The following is a 19,551-nucleotide window of genomic DNA, read 5'->3' as shown; positions in this document are numbered from 1 at the left end:
GATCCCCGAAATTAAAGGAGCCCTGCCGATGACAACTTCTACTCTTGATGACCGTCTCGCAGTCACCCGCGAGGGGCGTGTCAGCACGGTGCGCCTGAATGACCCCAAGACGTTGAATTCCATGGATACGCCGATGGCCCTGTCCCTGCGCGAAGTGTTGCGTGCCGAGGCCAAGGTTTCCGGTTGCATCATTCTGGCGGGCGGAGCGCGCGGATTTTGCTCTGGGGCCAACCTGTCCGGCGATCTTGCCCCCGGTGACGGGGAACTGGATGCAGGTCAAACACTAGAGGACGCCTTCAACCCCTTGGTTGAAACGATCCGGACCTTGCCAGTGCCTTTCATCACAGCGGTGCGCGGTGCAGCGGCGGGGGTAGGTGCGTCTCTGGCGATGTCGGGTGACATCATCACCTGCGGTCGATCGGCCTATTTTCTTGAGGCCTTTGCGCGGATCGGGCTGGTTCCCGATGGCGGCGCAGCGTGGTTTTTGACGCGCTCGGTTGGACGGGTGCGGGCAATGGAATTGATGATGCTTGCAGAAAAACTACCGGCGGAAAAGGCGTTTGAGTGGGGCCTGATCACCAGGTTGTTCGAGGATGACGTTGTCGAGGCGGAAGCGATGAAGATTGCGCAAAAACTGGCGGACGGGCCAACCCGTGCACTGGCGCTGACCCGGCAATCTGCATGGGCAGCGGCGGATTCCAGTTTCACCGAAACCCTGCAATTGGAACGTGTTCTACAACGCGACGCGGGCAATCACCCTGATTTTGCCGAAGGTGTCGCGGCATTCATGGAAAAGCGTGCCGCGCGTTTCGGCGGCTAAGCAGGCGTTCTGCGCCCTACCTAAAGGAAGGTAATAAAATGACCGAAGCTTATATCTGTTCTGCATTGCGCACCCCTGGTGGCCGTCGTGGCGGCAAGGTGTCCGGGTGGCACCCCGTGGATCTGGCCGCGCGCGTTTTGGACGCCACGGTGCAGAATACCGGCATTGATCCCGCTGCCATTGAGGATGTTATCATGGGCTGCGTCGGTCAAAGTGGCGAACAAGGTTTGCATATCGGTCGCAATGCGGTGCTGGCCTCGTCCCTGCCCGAAAGCGTACCGGCGGTTTCGATTGACCGCCAATGCGGCTCTTCCCAGCAGTCGATCCAGTTTGCGGCGCAGGCCGTCATGTCCGGCACTCAGGACCTGGTGATTGCTGCGGGCGTTGAATCCATGTCGCGGGTACCGATGGGGACCACAGGCGTCTTCACGCGAAACTTCGAGCCCGGCTCGGCCAAGTCGCCGGGTCTTGACGCCAAATATCCCGGCGTGGCCTTTAGCCAGTTTTCCGGCGCCGAAGCGATTGCGCGCAAGCATAACTTCAGCCGCGAGGATCTTGATGCATTTGCTTTGCTGAGCCATCAGCGTGCGGCAAAGGCGACCGAAGCAGGTGCATTCGACCAAGAGATCGTGCCCCTTGAGCTCGAGAATGGCGAAATGCACCGGACGGACGAGGGCATCCGTGCCGACGCCTCGATGGAGGCGCTGGCCGGCGTGAAGACGCTGAAAGAGGGCGGCGTGATCACCGCCGGCAACGCCAGCCTGATTTGCGACGGTGCCTCGGCGGTTCTGATTGCCAGTGCCGCGGCGGTCAAGGCCCACGGGCTGACCCCCCTCGCACGGATCAGGTCCATGACGGTAACGGGTGGCGATCCGGTAATCATGCTCGAAGAGCCGCTTTTCGCCACCGATCGCGCCTTGGCCCGCGCAGGCATGACGATCGACGAGATTGATCTTTACGAGGTTAACGAAGCCTTCGCCTCGATCCCTCTTGCTTGGCTCAAGCACACAGGTGCCGACCCTGATCGTTTGAACGTCAACGGCGGGGCCATTTCGCTGGGTCACCCATTGGGCGCTTCGGGTGCCAAGCTGATGGCGACATTGGTGCATGGATTGCGCGCCCGCGGAAAACGCTACGGGTTGCAGACCATGTGCGAGGGCGGCGGGCTGGCGAACGTCACCATCGTCGAAGCGCTTTAAGCTAAATTCTGGCTGCGGTTCGTGGAGTATCTCAGCCGAATGACCGCTCCGCTGCGTCGCTTCGGGGCACAGACAGTCACCAACAAGTCGGGGAAAACCGACGACTTACTGAAAATCAAAGGGAGAAGTTAAATGAAGTTTTCTAAATTGTTCAAAAGCAGCGCGTCTGCTTTGGTTCTTGCAGCAGCATCAGTGGGCACATTCTCGACATCGGCCGAGGCACGCGATTTACGCTATGCGATTGGCTGGCCCCCGGGCGCGCTGCCGACAGAGGCGATCGAGACCTATGCTGATGCCGTAGAAGAGGCATCTGGCGGCGACGTCACGGTAAAGGTTTTCCCACTGTCTTTGCTTAACTTTCTGGAGTCGACATCGGGTGTACGTGACGGGATTGCCGACATAACAACTGTTTTGACACCGTATTTCCTATCCGAATTCCCCAATACAAACTTCGTGACCGAGCTGGCTAGCTTTAGTGAAGTGGTGGAAGGCGACCCTGATCGGATGGCCTTTGCTTTCACCGGCGCGATCATGGAATACGTCATGTTCAACTGTGGCGACTGCTTGAGCGAGTTTGCGGCCCAGAACCACGTTTACACAGCGGGTGCGGGGACACCCCCCTACATGCTGCAGTGCACAAAACCGGTCGTTTCGGCCGAGGATCTGAAGGGTGCTCGTATCCGCACGCCTGGTGCCTTCTGGAGCCGCTGGATCGAGGCGATGGGGGCCACGCCCGTCTCCATTTCGATCAACGAGACTTTCGAGGCGCTGAACCAGGGCGTCATTGACTGTACCGCATCATCAGCGTCGGAGCTGACGAACTTCAGCTTTATTGATGTGGCGACAGACATCACGACAAACCTGCCGGGGTCTTCCTTTGTATCAGGTCTTACAAATGTGAACGCCGATACATGGGCTGGCCTTGATGACGCAGGCAGAACCGCGATGTTGAAAGGGTCTGCCGTCGTGGCGGCGGAAATGAACTGGGCCTATTATGGTGAGGCACGAGACAACATTGCCAAGGCCAAGGAACAGGGGATCACTTTCCACGAGGCAGAAGCAAGTTTGCGCACGCAAAGCGTCGAGTGGATCAACGAAGACATCTCGAACGTCGTTGACATCTACGCCGAGCGTGGCGTTACGGGCGGTGAAGAAAGTGTCTCGAAGGTGCGTGAGCTCATGACCAAATGGGTTGGTTTGGTGAAAGACGTACAGGATGCTGATGCGCTGTCCGATCTTTACTGGACCGAAGTTCTGTCGAAGGTCGATGTATCGACCTACGGGCAGTAAGCGATCTGCTGCACCGACGGTACGTCGTTTTCCGACGGTGCAGCAATCTTCATCCCACAGATAAGTGAGGCTCGAATGAAGCTTTTTCAACGCGTGCTCGAACCGTTGGTCTCGGTAATGGGACTGGTCGGCATCATCTGCGTAACGCTCATGATGTTGCACATTACGACCGATGTAGTTTTGCGGTTTGTTTTCAATTCGCCGATCAGAGGTACGATCACTATCGTTTCCCATTATTACATGGTGATACTTGGCTTTTGTTCGCTGGCGGTGGCTGAATCGCGCGATGCCCATGTTTCTGTCGAAGTCTTCACCGAGCTGATGCCGCGCAATGTTCAAAGCGGGCTGGCCGCGATCGCCGCGTTTCTGGCTGCGATTGTTTTCGGGTTCGTCACGGTTCGTACCTGGATAGAAGCTATTCACAAAATGGAAATCAGCGCGGCAATCCAGCAAGGGTCGCTGACCATCCCTGTGTGGCCAAGTTATTTCGCGCTGCCTTTGGGCTGCGGTTTGATGGCTGTAACCGCGCTATGGCGTGCGCAGGCGATTGCCAGAGGCGCACAATCTACTTTTGGCCCTGACATGAATGGCGAATTGCCAGCGGAGGAGCTTGCAAATGGATGATATCGGTATTGGTCTCAGTGGCTTGGGGCTTTTGTTTGTCCTGATTGCCTTGCGCGTTCCTATCGGCGTTGCTTTGATCGGGGTAAGCTTCGGCGGGCTCTATGTTCTTTTGGGCTGGAGGGTTGCCTGGGGCGCGCTTGCGGTCATGCCCTATCAGTTTTCCGCAAACTGGGTGCTTAGCTCGGTCCCCATGTTCTTGCTCCTTGGGTTTATTTGTTATCATGCTGAGCTGACCCAAGGGATGTTCAGGGCCGCAAGGGTATGGACGTCAGCGCTCCCGGGCGGGCTTGCCATTGCGGCGGTCTTTGGTTCTGCAGGTTTTGCGGCAGTATGCGGGTCGTCCGTGGCATGTGCCGCGGCAATGGGGCGTATTGCCGTGCCCGAGATGATGCGCGCGCGCTACAATGCCGAACTTGCGACAGGCACAGTTGCCGTCGCGGGCACCATCGGAGCCTTGATCCCGCCCTCGATCATCTTGATTTTGTATGGTGTCATCGCACAGGTATCAGTGCCGCAGTTGTTTCTGGGCGGCATCACTGCGGGGGTGATCTCGGCGATTGGTTACTGCGTGGTCATTCTGGTTCGGGTCAAAATTAATCCAGCTATGGCACCCGTAGGGGTTCGCGCCTCATGGGCAGAGCGACTTTCGGCGCTCAAAGATACCTGGCCGATTGTCGTGGTCATGATCGGGATTTTTGGTGGGCTTTTCTCTGGTGCTTTCACTCCGACAGAGGCTGGCGCGATTGGCGCGTTCCTTTCATGCCTGGTGGGGCTGGCCCGCAGGACACTGAATTGGCGTCGCTTCCGGCTTGCCGTTGAGGAGACGATGATTACGACTGCTGCCTTGATCGTCATCGGCGTTGGCGCGACATTGCTGACAAGATTTCTGACCCTGTCAGGTGCCGGAGATTACCTGTCAGACTCCATCATCGGATTATCGGCCAATCCGGCCATGATCCTCTTTGGCATCATATTGGTCTATCTCATTCTTGGTATGTTTCTCGAGCCGATTGGCGCGATGCTGCTGACGATGCCGATTGTTCTGCCGATCGTGCAGGACGCCGATTGGTCACTGCTTTGGTTCGGGATCGTGCTCACCAAACTCCTGGAAATCGGGATGGTGACGCCCCCAATCGGGATGAATATTTTTGTCATCAAGGGTGTCGTCGGAAATATTGCCACAACAACCCAGATTTTCCGTGGCGTGATGTGGTTTATCCTTATGGACCTAGTGGTGCTGGCGGTGCTGGCGATCTGGCCTGAAATCACACTATTCTTGCCCGAAATCATGAAGTGAGACGCACCAAATTCCCACGCAACACTTATTGTGTCGCCTCACTTTGTGAACGAGGCGGCGTTATAATTAACAGACTATTCGCGCAGTTAACTTAATTAACTACTTGACTAATTAACGTTGTGGTGAGAAGCCTGCAATAAGTGAATTTAACTGTCGGCTTAGGCGGCGGTGAACTGGGCGCGAAGCAAACGGCAGGCGGCGCGCCGGCCGAACTTTAGAGAAGGAAACCCTCAATGGCTGAAGCATATATCATTGACGCTTGCCGCACCCCTCGCGGTGTTGGGAAGGTCGGGAAGGGCGCGCTCGCGCACCTGCATCCTCAACACTTGGGGGCCACTGTCCTAGCCGCGCTGCGGGATCGCAACGATCTGAACACAGCTGATGTGGATGACATTATTTGGGGTACGAGTACGCAAAAAGACAAGCAGGGCGGCGACCTTGGTCGCATGGCGGCGCTGGATGCGGGCTATGACGTCAAAGCGTCAGGCGTCACGCTTGACCGTTTCTGCGGCTCCGGGATCACCACGGTTTCGCTGGCTGCAGCCCAGATCATGTCAGGGATGGAGGATGTCGTCATCGCGGGCGGCACCGAAATGATGAGCTATACCGGGCAGATCGCTGACCCGAAGAAACCCTTTATGATGGACGCGGGCAACCTGAGCCTGCGAGCGAAGCACCCGCAGACCCAGCAGGGTTGCAGTGCAGACGCCATCGCGACGATTGAAGGCATTGATCGCGCTGCAGCAGATCAGCTGGCCGTGACGAGCCAAGAACGCGCTGCCAAAGCCATCGCCGAAGGTCGTTTCGACGGCTCTATCGTACCAGTGCGCGACCCCGAGACCGACGAACTGGTTTTGGACAAGGAAGAATTCCCGCGTCCCGGCACCACGCTTGACTCTCTTTCGACCCTCAACACGGTTTTCGACAAGTTCATGGAGTTCCCGATCGATGACAAGGGGACAACCTACGGTGACATGATTTATGCGCGCTATCCTGAGTTGAAGGGGAAAATGCAGCACATCCACCATGCGGGGAATTCCTCTGGCGTTGTGGATGGCGCGGCGGCACTTTTGCTGGCGTCCGAAGGCTATGTAAAAAAGACAGGCATGAAGCCACGCGCGCGCATCGTGGCGACGGCGAACATCGGCGACGATCCGACGTTGATGTTGAACGCTCCTGTTCCGGCAGCACGCAAGGTTCTGGAGAAAGCGGGTCTGACCACTGACGATATCGACGTTTATGAAATCAACGAAGCCTTTGCCGTGGTTGCGGAAAAGTTCATTCGGGATCTCAAGCTCGACCGTTCCAAGGTGAACATCAACGGCGGCGCGATGGCGCTCGGTCACCCTATCGGTGCGACCGGTTCCATTCTGATCGGTACTGCCTTGGATGAACTAGAGCGTTCTGGTGGTCGGTATGGCCTGATCACGATGTGTGCGGCCGGTGGCATGGCCCCCGCAATCATCATCGAGCGGGTGTAAGCCTTTATCCGTGCAGAGGGCTGGTCATGATCGCCCTCTGCAAGTTTTCGCTCCCTCGAAACGAGACGACCCCAAGAAGAGACCTAGAATGACCCCACCCTTAAGTATCGACTTGAGCCAAAACAGAGCGCTGGTCACAGGAGCATCGAGCGGCTTAGGCGCACATTTTGCTTCTGTTCTTGCGGCGCAAGGGGCTGATCTGGTTCTCGCAGCACGACGCACAGACAAGCTGGAGGAGGTCGCAGCGCCATTGCGTGCGATGGGGCGCGATGTCCAGGTTGTTCAAATGGATGTGGGCTCCCCCGAAGCGGTTCAGGCGGCGTTTGCGGATATGCCACCCTGTGACATCGTTATTAACAATTCGGGTATCGGTCAGAATTCTTGGCTTGCCGATATGGATGAAGACGAGTGGCAGCAGTTGATAGATGTCAACCTGAGCGGGGTCTGGCGTGTGTCCAAACAGGCTGTCGCAATGTTTCGCAAAGAGAAGACAGCCGGGGCCATCGTTAACATTGCGTCAATTACAGCATCGCGAACTGCGCTCAAATCAGGGGCGTATGCGGTAACCAAGGCCGGTGTTATTCATATGACCAAATCGCTTGCGATTGAGGTCGCGCGTGACGGCATTCGAGTCAATGCATTGGCACCGGGTTATTTCCAGACAGAGTTGAATGCGGATTTTCTGGGATCCGAAGCGGGGAACCGCATGGCTGCGCGCATTCCGCAACGCAGGTTTGGGGCCATGGAAGAATTGAATCTTCCATTGCTCATGCTGGCGGCCAAACAGAACAGCTACATGACCGGCGCGACCATAACCGTGGATGGCGGTCATAGCATCAATGCCCTTTGAGATAACTTACGGAGAACGCGAATGAAACTTGATAACTCGATCTCGGCAGTCATCACAGGGGGTGCCTCCGGACTGGGGCTTGCCACAGCGCGTGCATTGGCTTCACATGGCGTGAAGGTCGCACTGTTTGACCTGAACGAGGAAGCCGGCGAGACCATTGCAGCTGAATTGGGGGGCGTGTTTTGCAAGGTGAACGTGGCGGACGAAGCCAGCGTCGACGCTGGCTTTGACAAGGCGCGCGCGGCCAACGGTCAGGAACGTATTCTCGTTAATTGCGCGGGCATCGGGAATGCGATCAAGACCGCTGGTCGGGATCGCAAAACTGGTGGTATTTCCCAGTTCCCGATCTCCGAATATCGCAAGATTATTGAGGTCAACCAGATCGGCACCTTCATCTGCACCGTGAAGGCCGCCGCGGGTATGATGACCCTCGACCCGGAGGACGGAGAGCGTGGCGCGATCATCTCGACCGCTTCCGTTGCGGCAGAGGACGGTCAGGTCGGCCAAGTCGCATATTCGGCGTCGAAAGCCGCGATTGTTGGTATGACCTTGCCAATCGCCCGTGACCTTTCGGCGGAGCATATTCGCGTCAATACAATCCTGCCCGGTCTCTTCGAGACGCCGCTTTTGATGAGCCTGCCCGAAAACGTTCGGCAATCCTTGGGGGCGATGGTGCCCAACCCTGCTCGCCTTGGTAAGCCGGAAGAATATGCCTCTCTGGCTCTCGAAATGGTGCGCAATCCCTACCTGAACGGCGAAGACATTCGCTTGGATGGTGCTATCAGGATGGCACCGCGCTGATTGGCCGCTGTGACGTTGGGGGAGGGGGCGGTCCCTCCTGCCACATCACGGCACTGCAAAAGTCGACGTGGGAACCTGACTGCGCCGCGGGAAAATGGAGAATGGAATGACTGACGTAAAAACCAAAGATGCCAAGGATATCTGGGCGCGCGATTTCGACTATATCTCGGTCAAACGTGACGGCCATATCCTTGAAATTACGATTGATCGCGCGGATCGCTACAACGCTCTTCACGGCGGGGCGCATCAGGAATTGCACGATATCTTTGATGGATACGAGCAGGACCCGGATCTGTGGGTCGCCATCATCACCGGGGCCGGGGACAAAGCTTTTTGCTCGGGCAACGATCTGAAAGCCACAAGCGAAGGGCAGGATATTGAACCCGCCAGCAGCGGCTTTGGCGGTCTCACTGATCGCTGGGGTCGGGAAAAGCCGGTTATCGCGGCGGTGAATGGCGTGGCAATGGGCGGTGGATGCGAGATCGTTCTAGCATCCGATATTGCCGTGGCGGATGCCCATGCGAAATTCGCGCTGCCCGAGGTGAAGGTTGGCCTGTTCGCAGCTGCGGGTGGCGTGCAACGTCTCACGCGCCAGATTGGTCGTAAAGCCGCGATGGAGCTGATCCTGACAGGCCGTGCGATTACAGCCGACCGTGCCTGCGAACTAGGCATCATTAACCGCGTTGCAGGTGAGGGTGAAACGGCGATGGATATCGCACGTGAAATCGCCAAGGAAATCACGCTGGTATCGCCGACTGCCGTCAGGGCGTCAAAGCGGGTGCTCAACGCCCTTGAAGAAGACATCGAGCGTCTGCCCGAAGCCTTCGCAGGCAACACGGTTGAATTTGACGTCGTGCTGAAATCCAATGACGGTAAAGAGGGCGTCAAAGCCTTTGTCGAAAAACGCGCGCCGAACTGGACGAATAGCTAAGCCGTTTGTGCCACCGATGCCCAGACCCATCAAAGCAACGAGGGATGTCCCATGATCAAAAGACGTATTTTTGAAGAAGAGCACGATATGTTTCGCGACAGTGTTCGCAAATGGATCGCGGCCGAGGTTGCCCCCCATGCTGAAAGCTGGCGTCAGAACAAACACGTTAGCAAGGAAGCTTGGAAATCCGCTGGGGACAACGGTTTTCTGGCGATGTTTGCCGATGAAAAATACGGCGGCATGGGCCTTGATGATTTCCGCTTTGACATGGTTCTCAACGAAGAACTGGGCAAGGTGGAGAGCTCTTTCTTTATCACGCTGCACAACCGCATCGTGGCACCCTATCTGCAAAAGTTCGGCACCGACGATCAGCGCGACCGGTACATGCCGGGGATCGTTTCGGGCGACACCATTCTTGCGATCGGCATGACCGAACCGGGATGCGGCTCGGATCTTGCGGCGATCAAAACCCGCGCCGAAAGGCAGGGGAACCATTGGGTCATCAACGGATCAAAAACCTACATCTCAAACGGTCAGATTGCTGGCCTCTACCTGATCGCCGCGAAAACGGACCCCGATAATCCGCGCTCTATCGGGCTGTTCTGGGTTCAAGAAGGGGCAGAAGGCTTCTCCAAGGGTCAGAACCTCAAGAAGATGGGGCTGCAAGCGCAGGATACGTCCGAGCTGTTCTTTGATAACGTCAAGGTGCCGGCATCGGATCTGGTTGGCGATGGGACAGATGGCTTCAAATTGATGATGACCAATCTGGCCGAAGAACGGCTGGTGGGGGCGGACGGCTATCTCGCCCGTGCGGAACGCGCTTTCGAGATCACGATGGAGTTCATCAAAGAGCGCAAAGCCTTCGGAAAACCGGTCGGCACCTTCCAGAACAGCCGCTTTGTCATGGCTGATGCGCGCACCAAACTCGATGTCGGCTGGGCCTACCTCGATCATTGTGCGATGGCCCATATAGATGGGGAATGCACAGCCGAAATGGCGGCGCAGGCCAAGTTGTTCACATCGGAGATCGAAGGCGAAATCATTGATGCCTGCCTGCAATTGCACGGCGGTGCTGGATATATGGAAGAGTATGAAATCTCTCGGCTTTATGTCGATGCGCGGATCAGCCGTATCTATGCTGGCACGTCCGAGATCATGCGTGAAATCATCGGTCGCGGCCTTGGGCTGGATGATCGTCAAAAAGGCTGAGGGTTAGTTATGTCGGGACCGCTGAAAGGCCTGGAAGTCATCGAAATGGCCGGGATCGGTCCCGGCCCTTTGGCGGGGCAGTTGCTGGCCGATCTGGGTGCGGATGTGATCGTCATCGACCGCGCCGAAGCGCCAGCTGACAAAACCGATGTGAACCGGCGCGGCAAGCGGTCCGTCTTTTTGGATCTGAAATCTGAAGAGGGGCGCAGTACCGCGCAGGCGCTGATCAATCGGGCTGGCATCGTCATCGAAGGTTTCCGGCCCGGCGTGATGGAACGGTTGGGGCTCGGGCCAGATGACCTTGACGAGACAGTAATCTTTGGCCGGATCACAGGCTGGGGGCAGGACGGACCGCTGAGCCAATCGGCGGGGCATGACATCAATTACCTTGGCCTGACGGGTGCTTTGGCTGCAATGGGCACGGTTGATAACCCGCCGCCGCCGCCGTTGAATCTGGTCGCGGACTATGGCGGGGGTACGATGTTCCTGCTGCTTGGCATCCTTGCCGCTGTGTTCGAGCGGCAGACATCGGGCAAAGGTCAGGTGGTCGATGCGGCAATGGTTGATGGCGTAAGCGCGATGATGGGGCTTTTCCACACCTTCAAAGCGCGTGGCGCGTGGAGCGAGAACCGCGCGTCCAACCTGCTGGATGGCGGCGCTCCTTTCTATCGCTGCTATCGGACCAAGGACAATCTGTTCATGTCTGTCGGCCCGCTAGAGCCGCAGTTCTTTGCCCTGCTGCTGGAAAAGGCCGGGCTGCCCGCCGAGCATAGCGTGGATCAAAACGACCCTGCCACTTGGGCCGAGCGTGCCGAGCTTTACGCACAGGCTTTCGCAAGCAAGACACAGGCGGAGTGGTCCGGCATCTTTAGTGGGACCGATGCCTGCGTGGCCCCCGTGCTGAGCATGGATGATGCGGTAACCCATCCTCATATGGCCGCGCGTCAGACGCTGGTCGAGGTGGACGGCGTTTTGCAGGCCGCTCCTGCGCCGCGTTTCTCGCGCAGCAAACCGACAGGGATCAATACGCCGAAGGCAATGGGCGGGGACACTGCTGCGATCCGCCGAGCGCTGCATGAGGCTCCGAAGTCCGAATGAACATCGCGGCGGGAAACTCTTGCCGCATGGAGGCTGCACATGTTTGATCTGACAGGAAAAACCGCCTTGATCACCGGCGGCAACAGCGGAATTGGTCTGGGCATGGCCGAGGGGCTTGCCAAGTGCGGTTGCGATGTCGCCATTTGGGGCAGGAACGCCGAAAAGAACGCGCAAGCGGTTGAAACGCTGTCGACCCATGGCACAAAGATCAGCGCATACATCTGCGATGTGACCAGTTCAGAGGCCGTGAATGACACATTCGCCGCCACTCTGAACGACCATGGTCGCGTCGATGGCTGCTTTGCGAATGCCGGATTTTCCACGCCTAGTTCGAGCTTTGACCAATCCGAGGATGCGCATTGGCAGCAAATGATCGATATCAACCTTAATGGTGCCTATTACGTCCTACGTGCGGCGGCCGCCCATATGCGGGAGCGGGCCGAAGGCGGGGACAGGTTCGGACGTTTGGTCGGCACCTCCAGTATCGGTGCCTTGAACGGCATGCCCCGCAATCAGCATTATGCGGCTGCCAAGGGCGCATTGATCTCGATGATCCGATCGCTGGCGGTGGAATATGCCCGCTACGGTGTGACCGCCCACAGCATTCTGCCGGGGTTTGTCGAAACACCGCTGACGGACGAAAGCTTTGCCTCGCAGGCGTTCGCCGACAAGGTGCTGCCCAGAATTCCTGCAAGGCGTCTGGGGCAGGGGTCGGACTTCAGCGCGATTGCAGCTTATATCATGAGCGATGCCAGCGCATGGCATACCGGTCAGGATTTCATCATAGACGGCGGGTATATGGTGTTCTGAGCTGGCGTCATGGGCGTAAAGAACAACGAATAGAATTCGATCTACATCAAAAGCCCAAACCGGTGCCGTAATGTCATATCTGTGGATCGGCCAATTCGACCGCATTGCCGGTAGCATAAAGACAGAACGACGGGATTTTGGGATATGGGGGCGCGTATGGACACGGTAGCAAAGGGTGCAATGGATTTCGAGCCGGAAGCGCTTGCCGATTTCCTTGCTGAAACTTTCGGAGGCAAGGCGCCGGTCACGATCGAGCGGATTGCGGGCGGGCAATCGAACCCGACGTATTTTGTCACCCGCGGGGACGTACGGCTGGTCTTGCGCAAACAACCGGGCGGCCCGATTTTGCGCGGGGCCCACGCCATTGATCGCGAGTACCGCGTGCTCGAGGCGCTGCACCCCCAAGGCGTCCCGGTGCCGCGCCCGATCCTGTATCATGCGGACCCTGATCTTTTGGGCACCCCGTTTTATCTGATGGAGCGGATCGAAGGGCGGGTTTTTGCGGATGGTGCCTTGGCGGCGGCAGACAAAGAGGAGCGTCATGCCTCGTGGATGGGTTTGGCCGACGCGATGGCCGCCATGCACAACGTCCGCCCCGAAGCGGTAGGGCTGGAGGATTTTGGCAAACCGGGAAATTACTTTGCCCGGCAAATCGCGCGCTGGTCACGACAGTGGGAAGAAAGCCAGAGCGACCCGATCCCGGAGCTGGATGAATTGTCGGCCTGGCTTGTCGAACATCAACCGCAGGATGACGGACGGGTGAGCCTCGCCCACGGGGACTACCGGATGGGGAACGTCATTTTTCATCCGACCGAACCGCGTGTGGCCGCCATTCTGGATTGGGAGCTTTCTACGCTGGGGCATCCGCTTGCCGATCTCGGCTATTGCTGCATGGCCTGGCACACGGCACCCGAAGAATACGGCGGACTCCTTGGGCTGGACCTCGCGGCAGAAAACCTGCCGACCGAAGAGGCATTCGTTGAGCGCTACATGTCACACTGCCCCGACCTGCCACCGCTGACCTCGTTTCACAAGGCTTTCGCGTTGTTCCGTTTTTCGGTCATCTGGGTGGGCATCGCCGACCGCGTGCGTGCGGGCAATGCGGCGGGCGCGGACGGTGCGGACCCCGTACATCTTGCCAGATGTTTCGCGAGACGTGGTTTGGAAGTGATCGAGCGCGGCTGACGAGAACTCCATTAGGCGGCTGATGGCTAGCCCCCAATCTTAACCAGACATCTCGAACCTGACCGCTATTTGACTGCGGCGCTTTCGGTGGCGGGGACGTCGTGCGCTTTGACATCCTTGATACGTGTCAACGCACTCGGGGCAAAAAACCCGTGCCATGCTATCTACATTGCTTGCAAGGATCACTCCATCTCAAGCATCCATGTGACTGTGGCTGCGAAATGCGCCAGCGTTGATGCGTCGCTCCAAGTGGCGTGGGCGCGGCTCGTGTCACCCAGCCTTGTCTCACGCGCGCTGAGCACTCCGCCCAGATAGGATTCCAGAAATATAAATCGTTGATTTTGTATGGTCCGGCTTTGCGACGGCATCAGCATACGCAGATGTTCCAGGCAACGCTGATAGCCTGAGTTCCAGCGGCCCTCTAGGGCGTCATCGAACAGGGTCCTGTGGGACATGGTGAGCATGTGGAGAAAGCGGTTGTATGTGTCCGTTTCGCCATCTGCTGCTAAGTTGACAGAAGGATAGATAAGAATATCCACGATCTGCGAAATCCGCGTGGGGCCGCCGTCTGCTTCCAGAGCATCAAGCTGGGCGTTTCGGCGTGCGTCGATAACCTTTGCACCGTCCACGATAAGCTCGCGGATCAGCGCCTCCTTCGAGCCGAAGTGATACCCCACAGCAGCGGGGTTCTTTTGGCCAGCAGCTTTGGCGATGTCACGCACTGTAACGCCATCAATGCCCCGATTGGCAAAGAGGCGCTGTGCCTCGCCCTTGAGCCGTTCAACCGATAGGCTGGGCACCTTTGAAGACAGTCTGGTCATATCACGATCCTCTAGAGCACAGAAAATAATGGGTTCCAATAATTCAAATGATTAATACAAATGAATTATGATGAATCAAGCAAACACGGAAACGATCCCGGTCGACCTGCAGGCGCTCACAGCGTGGATGGACGATATCGGGTTGGAACGCGGCCCGCTGAGCAATCTGCAGCTTCTTGCAGGCGGGACGCAGAACATCTTGCTGCGCTTTGACCGGGGCGGCAGAGAGTTCGTGCTGCGCAGGCCGCCGCTTCATCTGCGCAAGAATTCCAATGAGACGATGAAGCGCGAGGCGCGTATTCTGGAAGCGCTTAGCGCGACTGACGTGCCGCACCCCAAGTTCATCGCAGGTTGTGACGATGAAGCCGTGCTTGGTGCCTGCTTTTATCTTATGGCTCCGGTTGAGGGCTTTAATCCTGCAAACGGATTGCCGCAGCTTCACGCCAGCGACCCGGCGATCCGCGCGCGCATGGGGTATTCCTATATCGAAGGGATGGCCGCACTCGGGGCGGTTGACTACAAAGCGGTAGGCTTGGAAGGATTTGGCAAGCCCGACGGGTTTCTGCAACGGCAGACAGGCCGGTGGATGAGCCAGCTGGAAGGCTACGCCGCTTTCGACGAATGGACAGGCTTCAAAGAACTGCCTGATGTCGAAAGGATTGTCTCTTGGCTTGAGGATAATCTCCCCCAAGATTTTACGAGCGGAATTTTTCACGGTGACTGCCATTTGGCAAACACGATGTTTGCCCCTGACAGTCCCGAGCTCGTCGCCTTTGTCGATTGGGAGCTGGCTACGATTGGCGATCCCTTGATCGACCTTGGCTGGGTCATGGCCACTTGGGCCGATGAACATACGCCCGTGGTGGGCGATATCGAGCCCTGGGACGGGTTCCCGACCCTCGATGAACTCATTGCACATTACGACAGGCATTCGACACGCAGTCTGGATGCGGTCGCCTGGTATGGTGTGCTGGCCTGTTTCAAGCTGGGGACACTCCTGGAGGGGACCCATGCACGCGCCAGTGCTGGCAAGGCGCCAAAGGAAACCGGCGATCACCTGCATGCGATGACGATTTCACTGTTCAATCGCGCGCACCGGTTGATCGCGAAGAACTGAGAAGGGAACTGTTATGAATGATTTGGACTTTTCGGGAAAGCGGGTGCTGGTCGTCGGCGGTTCTAGCGGGATCGGCAACGGCATTGCCCGCGGCTTTAGCGCGCGTGGGGCAGAGGTGCATGTCTGGGGCACGCGCGCCTCGGCAGAGGATTACGCGGGTCAAGAAGGCTCTGATCTGGATGGGCTGCATTACGCGCAGGTCAATGTGGCGGACTTCGACGAGTTAAGCGCCTATGCACCGCCCTTCGACAGTCTGGATGTGCTCGTCCAGTCTCAGGGCTTTGTCCGGTACAAGCAGGCGGAATATGCCAAGAAGGGCTGGGACGAGGTGATGGATATCAACATCAACTCGGTCATGCATACGGCGACCAAGTTCAAGCCCATGCTGAGCGCGGCCAAAGGCTCCATCGTGATTGTCAGTTCGGTCTCTGGCTTGCAGGCGAATATCGGCAACCCCGCCTATGCCGCCTCCAAGGCTGCGGCAATCAGCCTTACCAAAACGCTCGGCCAGTCCTGGGCGCGTGACGGGATCAGGGTGAACGGACTGGCCCCCGGACTGGTACCAACCAAGCTGACTGCCGTTACCACACAGAACAAGGAGCGCGCGGAGGCATCTTTGCGCGCAATCCCGGTGCGCCGCTTGGGCACGCCGGAAGAAATGGCCGGTGCCGCCATGTTCCTTGCCTCGCCGCTCGCCTCCTATGTGCAGGGCCACACTCTCATCGCTGATGGCGGTCTCACGCTGTAACAAGCGACCCAGAACAAGTTTAGAACACCCAAATCATGTTCTTTGATTATACCGAAAAAACACAAAACCTGATCGACAAGCTGCAAGCCTTTGTCGATGCCAACATCCTTCCTGTGGATCGCGAGGTCCACGCATGGAACGCCGATCCGGCCAATCGCTGGAAGCCTTGGCCCGGCTTGGAACCTCTCAAGGAAAGGGCCAAGTCGGCTGGCCTTTGGAACCTGTTCCTGCCCGAGGAATATGGCGAATACAGCCCCGGCCTGACAAACCTAGAGTATGCGCCCCTGGCAGAGATCATGGGCCGCAACATGTGGTCTGCCGAAGTCTTCAACTGCTCCGCACCTGACACCGGCAATATGGAAGTCTTTGCCAAGTTCGGCACCGCCGCCCAGAAAGAGGAATGGCTGCTGCCGTTGCTAGCGGGCGCAATACGTTCGGCATATTTGATGACCGAACCCGATCATGCCTGCTCTGATGCGACGAATGTCCGCACTGAAATCCGCAGTGACGGCAACGATTATGTCATCAACGGCAAGAAATGGTGGATTTCAGGCGTCATGGACCCGCGCTGCAAGGTCCTGCTGCTGATGGGCCAGACCAATCCGGAAAACCCGCGCCACACGCAGCAATCAACCGTTATCATTCCACGTGACGCGCCGGGTGTTAAGGTGTTCCGCGCCCAGACAGTATTCGGCGATGTCCATTCACCCGGCGGGCATTGCGAAGTGCATCTGAAGGATGTGCGCATCCCCAAAGAGAACATCATTCTTGGCGAGGGGCGGGGCTTTGAAATCGCACAGGGCCGCCTTGGGCCTGGCCGCATTCATCACTGCATGCGCTCCATCGGATCGGCGCAGCGTGCCTTGGAACTGATGTGTCAGCGCGTGACAGAGCGCAAGACCTTTGGCCGGATGCTTGCGGATCTTCCAGCATTCGGATGGAAATCGCAAAGAGCTATTGCGACATCGAACAGGCGCGCCTGCTCACGTTGAAAGCGGCGGATGCGATTGACCGTCACGGGGCCAAGAACGCCAAGGATTTGATCGGCGCGATCAAAGTCGTGGCCCCGCAAATGGCACAAACCGTGGCGGATCGCGCGATTCAGATCTTCGGCGGCATGGGGGTGAGCGATGACGTGCCCTTGGCAGAAATCCTCGCCACACAGCGTTTTATCCGCCTTGCAGATGGTCCCGACGAAGTGCACGCATCCCAGCTTGGCAAGTTCAAGATCGCGCAATACGCAAAACCCGGTGCCGGTTGGAATAACATCTCTGAAACTTGACTGCTACGATTGTGACTATGGTATTGCAGCTCTGCCCGTCCGCGCAGGGCGTCGATCCTGCAAGGCCCTGACCCTAACGGGGTTTCGCAGGGACTACCAACCTCCACCACCGCCGCCGCCGCCGCCCGATCCGGCAGAGCTGTTGCTATCGTCTGCACCGCTATGGAGCGATGCAGCAACAGCTTCTGCGAAACGTGATAGTCCGCTGATTGCGTCGTCATCATCGCCTACAAACCAGCTTGGTGCATAACTGGGTCCTGTGAGTGACTGGCCTGATATTAAATGAGCTTTGAACGCCTCGCGCCAAGGTTTTTCGATACCGAGGGCGATCGCGCTTGGCAGTAGGGTTTCGAAATGCGCTGGCGACAATTCCGGTGCGTCGCGGATGTTCATGCGGTCCATCTCTCCTACCGTGAGATAGAGGCGCAGCCCCGTGATGTGATCCCTTATCTTTGCCCCTGCACGTGTGGTTGATCCGATCAGCACAAGGAAGATCTGGTTGAACGTCACGCCACCCCAGACGACCAACAAAGCCTGAAAGGCGATATTCATTCCTGTGTCTTCGTAGAGCATGGCGCAAAACAATAGCGCCCCGAAGACCCACATGCCCGCAAGGATTGCCAATCCCAAAAAATTCAGGAGCCGCTTCATCCAAGAGTACGGATTCCTGCGCGATTTCAGCAGCTTCCAGATGCCTGCATTAAGGAATAGGGGCGCGAGACTGGAAAAGAATACGAGCTTCATGGCCGACTCATTAAGATCAATAGCCACCAGCCAGGCAAAGGCAGCCGCACCCGATATGATGATGCCCAGATGGAACAGAATTTTGTTTTGACGGTAAAAGCGCCCGTCGTTTTCAGCCTCGACGCCAACTTTGAAGTTAAGCAAAACTGCTTCGATATCATCTTCGTGTAGTGAGGCCAGGGACATCTCACCTTCATGCGCATGAAGCATGTCCAGAATAGCGATATGACCGGCAGGCAGCCCGTCTGATATGGGCAAGTCAGTCCGCCTGATGGTGACCAGATGATCAAGGCCGTCGAGAACCACGTAGCCCTTCACAGCGAGATCCAGAACCGTGGCAGTAAGCGCCGTTTTCCCTTCATCCCGCAAGGTTCCATCAACGATATAGCTCATCAATGCTGGCGAAATCCCCATTGGAAGATCCCACCGAGGGACGATTGTTCCTGCCTTGGGATCGCGCCCGAACCAAAGCCACGTAAATATCATATAAGCAAAAACGGCCGCAAAGCCGTAGATTAAGACGACCCATCCCAGATTGTCCCGCCACCACCAGTCTGACAGTTGCGCGGTGGTTGGAGGTGCAACAGCGCCCTTGGGGAGCTGTACCATGATCGTCAGCCCTTCGAATGGATCAAGAGCGTGGGTGGTTTCAAACGTGGCACCGCGCCCGGATACTGTCGCGACTGCATCGGCCAACTTGCTGCCGCGGGAACCGGTAAAGGCTATCGGTTCAAAAGGCTGTGCGCCGCTCGACAGGATGACGTGCGCAGATGCACTCAGGATCGGGAAACTCCACTCGTCGCCAGTGACGTTCCAGCGCAATCTGTCGCTCGCGTCTCCGAAGATAATCTGTCGGTCGGTCAAATAGCGGATCTGGTAGATGTGGTTGCCGGTCGAAACGAGCTGAAACTGATCACCGATGCGAATCTTGGTGCCCAGATCGGTGTCAGTTGCCTCCCATGGTTCATTTTCCCCGTTGCGTGTGACCGAAAGGATCTCGAAGCTTACCTTGTATCGCGTGCCGTCCGGCGTAGTGACATATTGCGGGAAGTCGCGATAAATCCCGTGCTGGATATCTGTTCCATCGGCATTCACTTTGATCGTTTCGGTCACATCAAGGACACCATCCTCCCGCACGAGGATATCGGCGTTGAAAGATCGGATCACGTCGCCAGCGTGCGCCCCGTAGGCCCAGATAGAAAGTAATACAGCGGCAAGGACGCGCGCGATGTGCTTGGTCACAG

17 protein-coding genes and 2 pseudogenes are annotated in these 19,551 nt (G+C 57.4%); 17 read left to right on the top strand and 2 right to left on the bottom strand.

The window, feature by feature from the left end:
- Positions 1–28 precede the first annotated feature (28 nt).
- The 13 genes from AADW22_RS18385 (at position 29) to AADW22_RS18325 (ending at position 13,595) form a co-directional block, all read left to right on the top strand.
- Entirely contained in the window at positions 29–820 is a 792-nt protein-coding gene (locus AADW22_RS18385) for an enoyl-CoA hydratase-related protein (RefSeq protein ID WP_288960605.1), read from the top strand.
- 38 nt (positions 821–858) lie between these two features.
- Positions 859–2,019: an acetyl-CoA C-acetyltransferase gene (locus tag AADW22_RS18380; protein WP_407474914.1), complete on the top strand. Its 1,161-nt coding sequence runs from the start codon at positions 859–861 to the stop codon at positions 2,017–2,019.
- A 132-nt stretch (positions 2,020–2,151) separates the two neighbouring features.
- Entirely contained in the window at positions 2,152–3,309 is a 1,158-nt protein-coding gene (locus AADW22_RS18375) for a C4-dicarboxylate TRAP transporter substrate-binding protein (RefSeq protein ID WP_168593030.1), read from the top strand.
- Positions 3,310–3,384: 75 nt separating this feature from the next.
- The gene (locus AADW22_RS18370) at positions 3,385–3,933 is read left to right on the top strand and encodes a TRAP transporter small permease (protein WP_407474913.1); all 549 of its coding nucleotides are present in this window, start codon (positions 3,385–3,387) and stop codon (positions 3,931–3,933) included.
- Complete coding sequence (locus AADW22_RS18365) at positions 3,926–5,230, top strand: TRAP transporter large permease (protein WP_005848322.1); 1,305 nt, start codon at positions 3,926–3,928, stop codon at positions 5,228–5,230. Before AADW22_RS18370 ends, AADW22_RS18365 begins: the two co-directional genes overlap by 8 nt.
- Positions 5,231–5,463: 233 nt before the next feature.
- Positions 5,464–6,711 carry an acetyl-CoA C-acetyltransferase gene (locus AADW22_RS18360; RefSeq protein ID WP_407474912.1) on the top strand — a complete coding sequence of 416 codons (1,248 nt, stop codon included), beginning with the start codon at positions 5,464–5,466 and terminating at the stop codon, positions 6,709–6,711.
- An 88-nt stretch (positions 6,712–6,799) separates the two neighbouring features.
- Positions 6,800–7,561 carry an SDR family NAD(P)-dependent oxidoreductase gene (locus AADW22_RS18355; protein WP_407474911.1) on the top strand — a complete coding sequence of 254 codons (762 nt, stop codon included), beginning with the start codon at positions 6,800–6,802 and terminating at the stop codon, positions 7,559–7,561.
- Positions 7,562–7,582: 21 nt separating this feature from the next.
- Entirely contained in the window at positions 7,583–8,362 is a 780-nt protein-coding gene (locus tag AADW22_RS18350; RefSeq protein WP_260005882.1) for an SDR family NAD(P)-dependent oxidoreductase, read from the top strand.
- A gap of 106 nt (positions 8,363–8,468) precedes the next feature.
- Complete coding sequence (locus tag AADW22_RS18345; RefSeq protein ID WP_407474910.1) at positions 8,469–9,293, top strand: enoyl-CoA hydratase-related protein; 825 nt, start codon at positions 8,469–8,471, stop codon at positions 9,291–9,293.
- Between the two features lie 51 nt (positions 9,294–9,344).
- Entirely contained in the window at positions 9,345–10,502 is a 1,158-nt protein-coding gene (locus AADW22_RS18340) for an acyl-CoA dehydrogenase family protein (protein ID WP_005848330.1), read from the top strand.
- 9 nt (positions 10,503–10,511) lie between these two features.
- Entirely contained in the window at positions 10,512–11,600 is a 1,089-nt protein-coding gene (locus AADW22_RS18335; RefSeq protein WP_407474909.1) for a CaiB/BaiF CoA transferase family protein, read from the top strand.
- Positions 11,601–11,639: 39 nt separating this feature from the next.
- Positions 11,640–12,410 carry an SDR family NAD(P)-dependent oxidoreductase gene (locus AADW22_RS18330; RefSeq protein WP_407474908.1) on the top strand — a complete coding sequence of 257 codons (771 nt, stop codon included), beginning with the start codon at positions 11,640–11,642 and terminating at the stop codon, positions 12,408–12,410.
- Between the two features lie 156 nt (positions 12,411–12,566).
- On the top strand, positions 12,567–13,595 hold the full coding sequence (locus AADW22_RS18325) for a phosphotransferase family protein (protein ID WP_407474907.1): 1,029 nt from the start codon (positions 12,567–12,569) through the stop codon (positions 13,593–13,595).
- 182 nt (positions 13,596–13,777) lie between these two features.
- Here the strand turns inward: AADW22_RS18325 and AADW22_RS18320 are convergent, their stop codons facing one another.
- A complete protein-coding gene (locus AADW22_RS18320) occupies positions 13,778–14,416 on the bottom strand; it encodes a TetR/AcrR family transcriptional regulator (RefSeq protein ID WP_407474906.1) in 639 nt (212 codons plus the stop codon).
- 70 nt (positions 14,417–14,486) lie between these two features.
- Here AADW22_RS18320 and AADW22_RS18315 point away from each other — a divergent pair, with 70 nt between their 5' ends.
- The 4 genes and pseudogenes from AADW22_RS18315 (at position 14,487) to AADW22_RS18300 (ending at position 17,563) form a co-directional block, all read left to right on the top strand.
- Positions 14,487–15,533, top strand: coding sequence for a phosphotransferase family protein (locus AADW22_RS18315; RefSeq protein WP_407474905.1), 1,047 nt, complete (start codon positions 14,487–14,489; stop codon positions 15,531–15,533).
- 13 nt (positions 15,534–15,546) lie between these two features.
- Positions 15,547–16,281: an SDR family NAD(P)-dependent oxidoreductase gene (locus AADW22_RS18310; RefSeq protein ID WP_288960613.1), complete on the top strand. Its 735-nt coding sequence runs from the start codon at positions 15,547–15,549 to the stop codon at positions 16,279–16,281.
- A gap of 35 nt (positions 16,282–16,316) precedes the next feature.
- A pseudogene (locus AADW22_RS18305) lies at positions 16,317–16,646 on the top strand (acyl-CoA dehydrogenase family protein); the annotation flags it as partial.
- A pseudogene (locus AADW22_RS18300) lies at positions 16,638–17,563 on the top strand (acyl-CoA dehydrogenase family protein). The pseudogenes AADW22_RS18305 and AADW22_RS18300, both read left to right, overlap by 9 nt.
- A 93-nt stretch (positions 17,564–17,656) precedes the next feature.
- On the opposite strand, the gene AADW22_RS18295 reads toward AADW22_RS18300, so the two are convergent.
- Positions 17,657–19,549 carry a DUF2207 domain-containing protein gene (locus tag AADW22_RS18295; protein ID WP_407474904.1) on the bottom strand — a complete coding sequence of 631 codons (1,893 nt, stop codon included), beginning with the start codon at positions 19,547–19,549 and terminating at the stop codon, positions 17,657–17,659.
- Between the last annotated feature and the right edge of the window lie 2 nt (positions 19,550–19,551).

Source organism: Sulfitobacter sp. PM12 (assembly GCF_045586035.1).
GTDB lineage: Bacteria > Pseudomonadota > Alphaproteobacteria > Rhodobacterales > Rhodobacteraceae > Sulfitobacter > Sulfitobacter pontiacus.
This window is presented reverse-complemented; position numbering and strand designations above follow the sequence as displayed.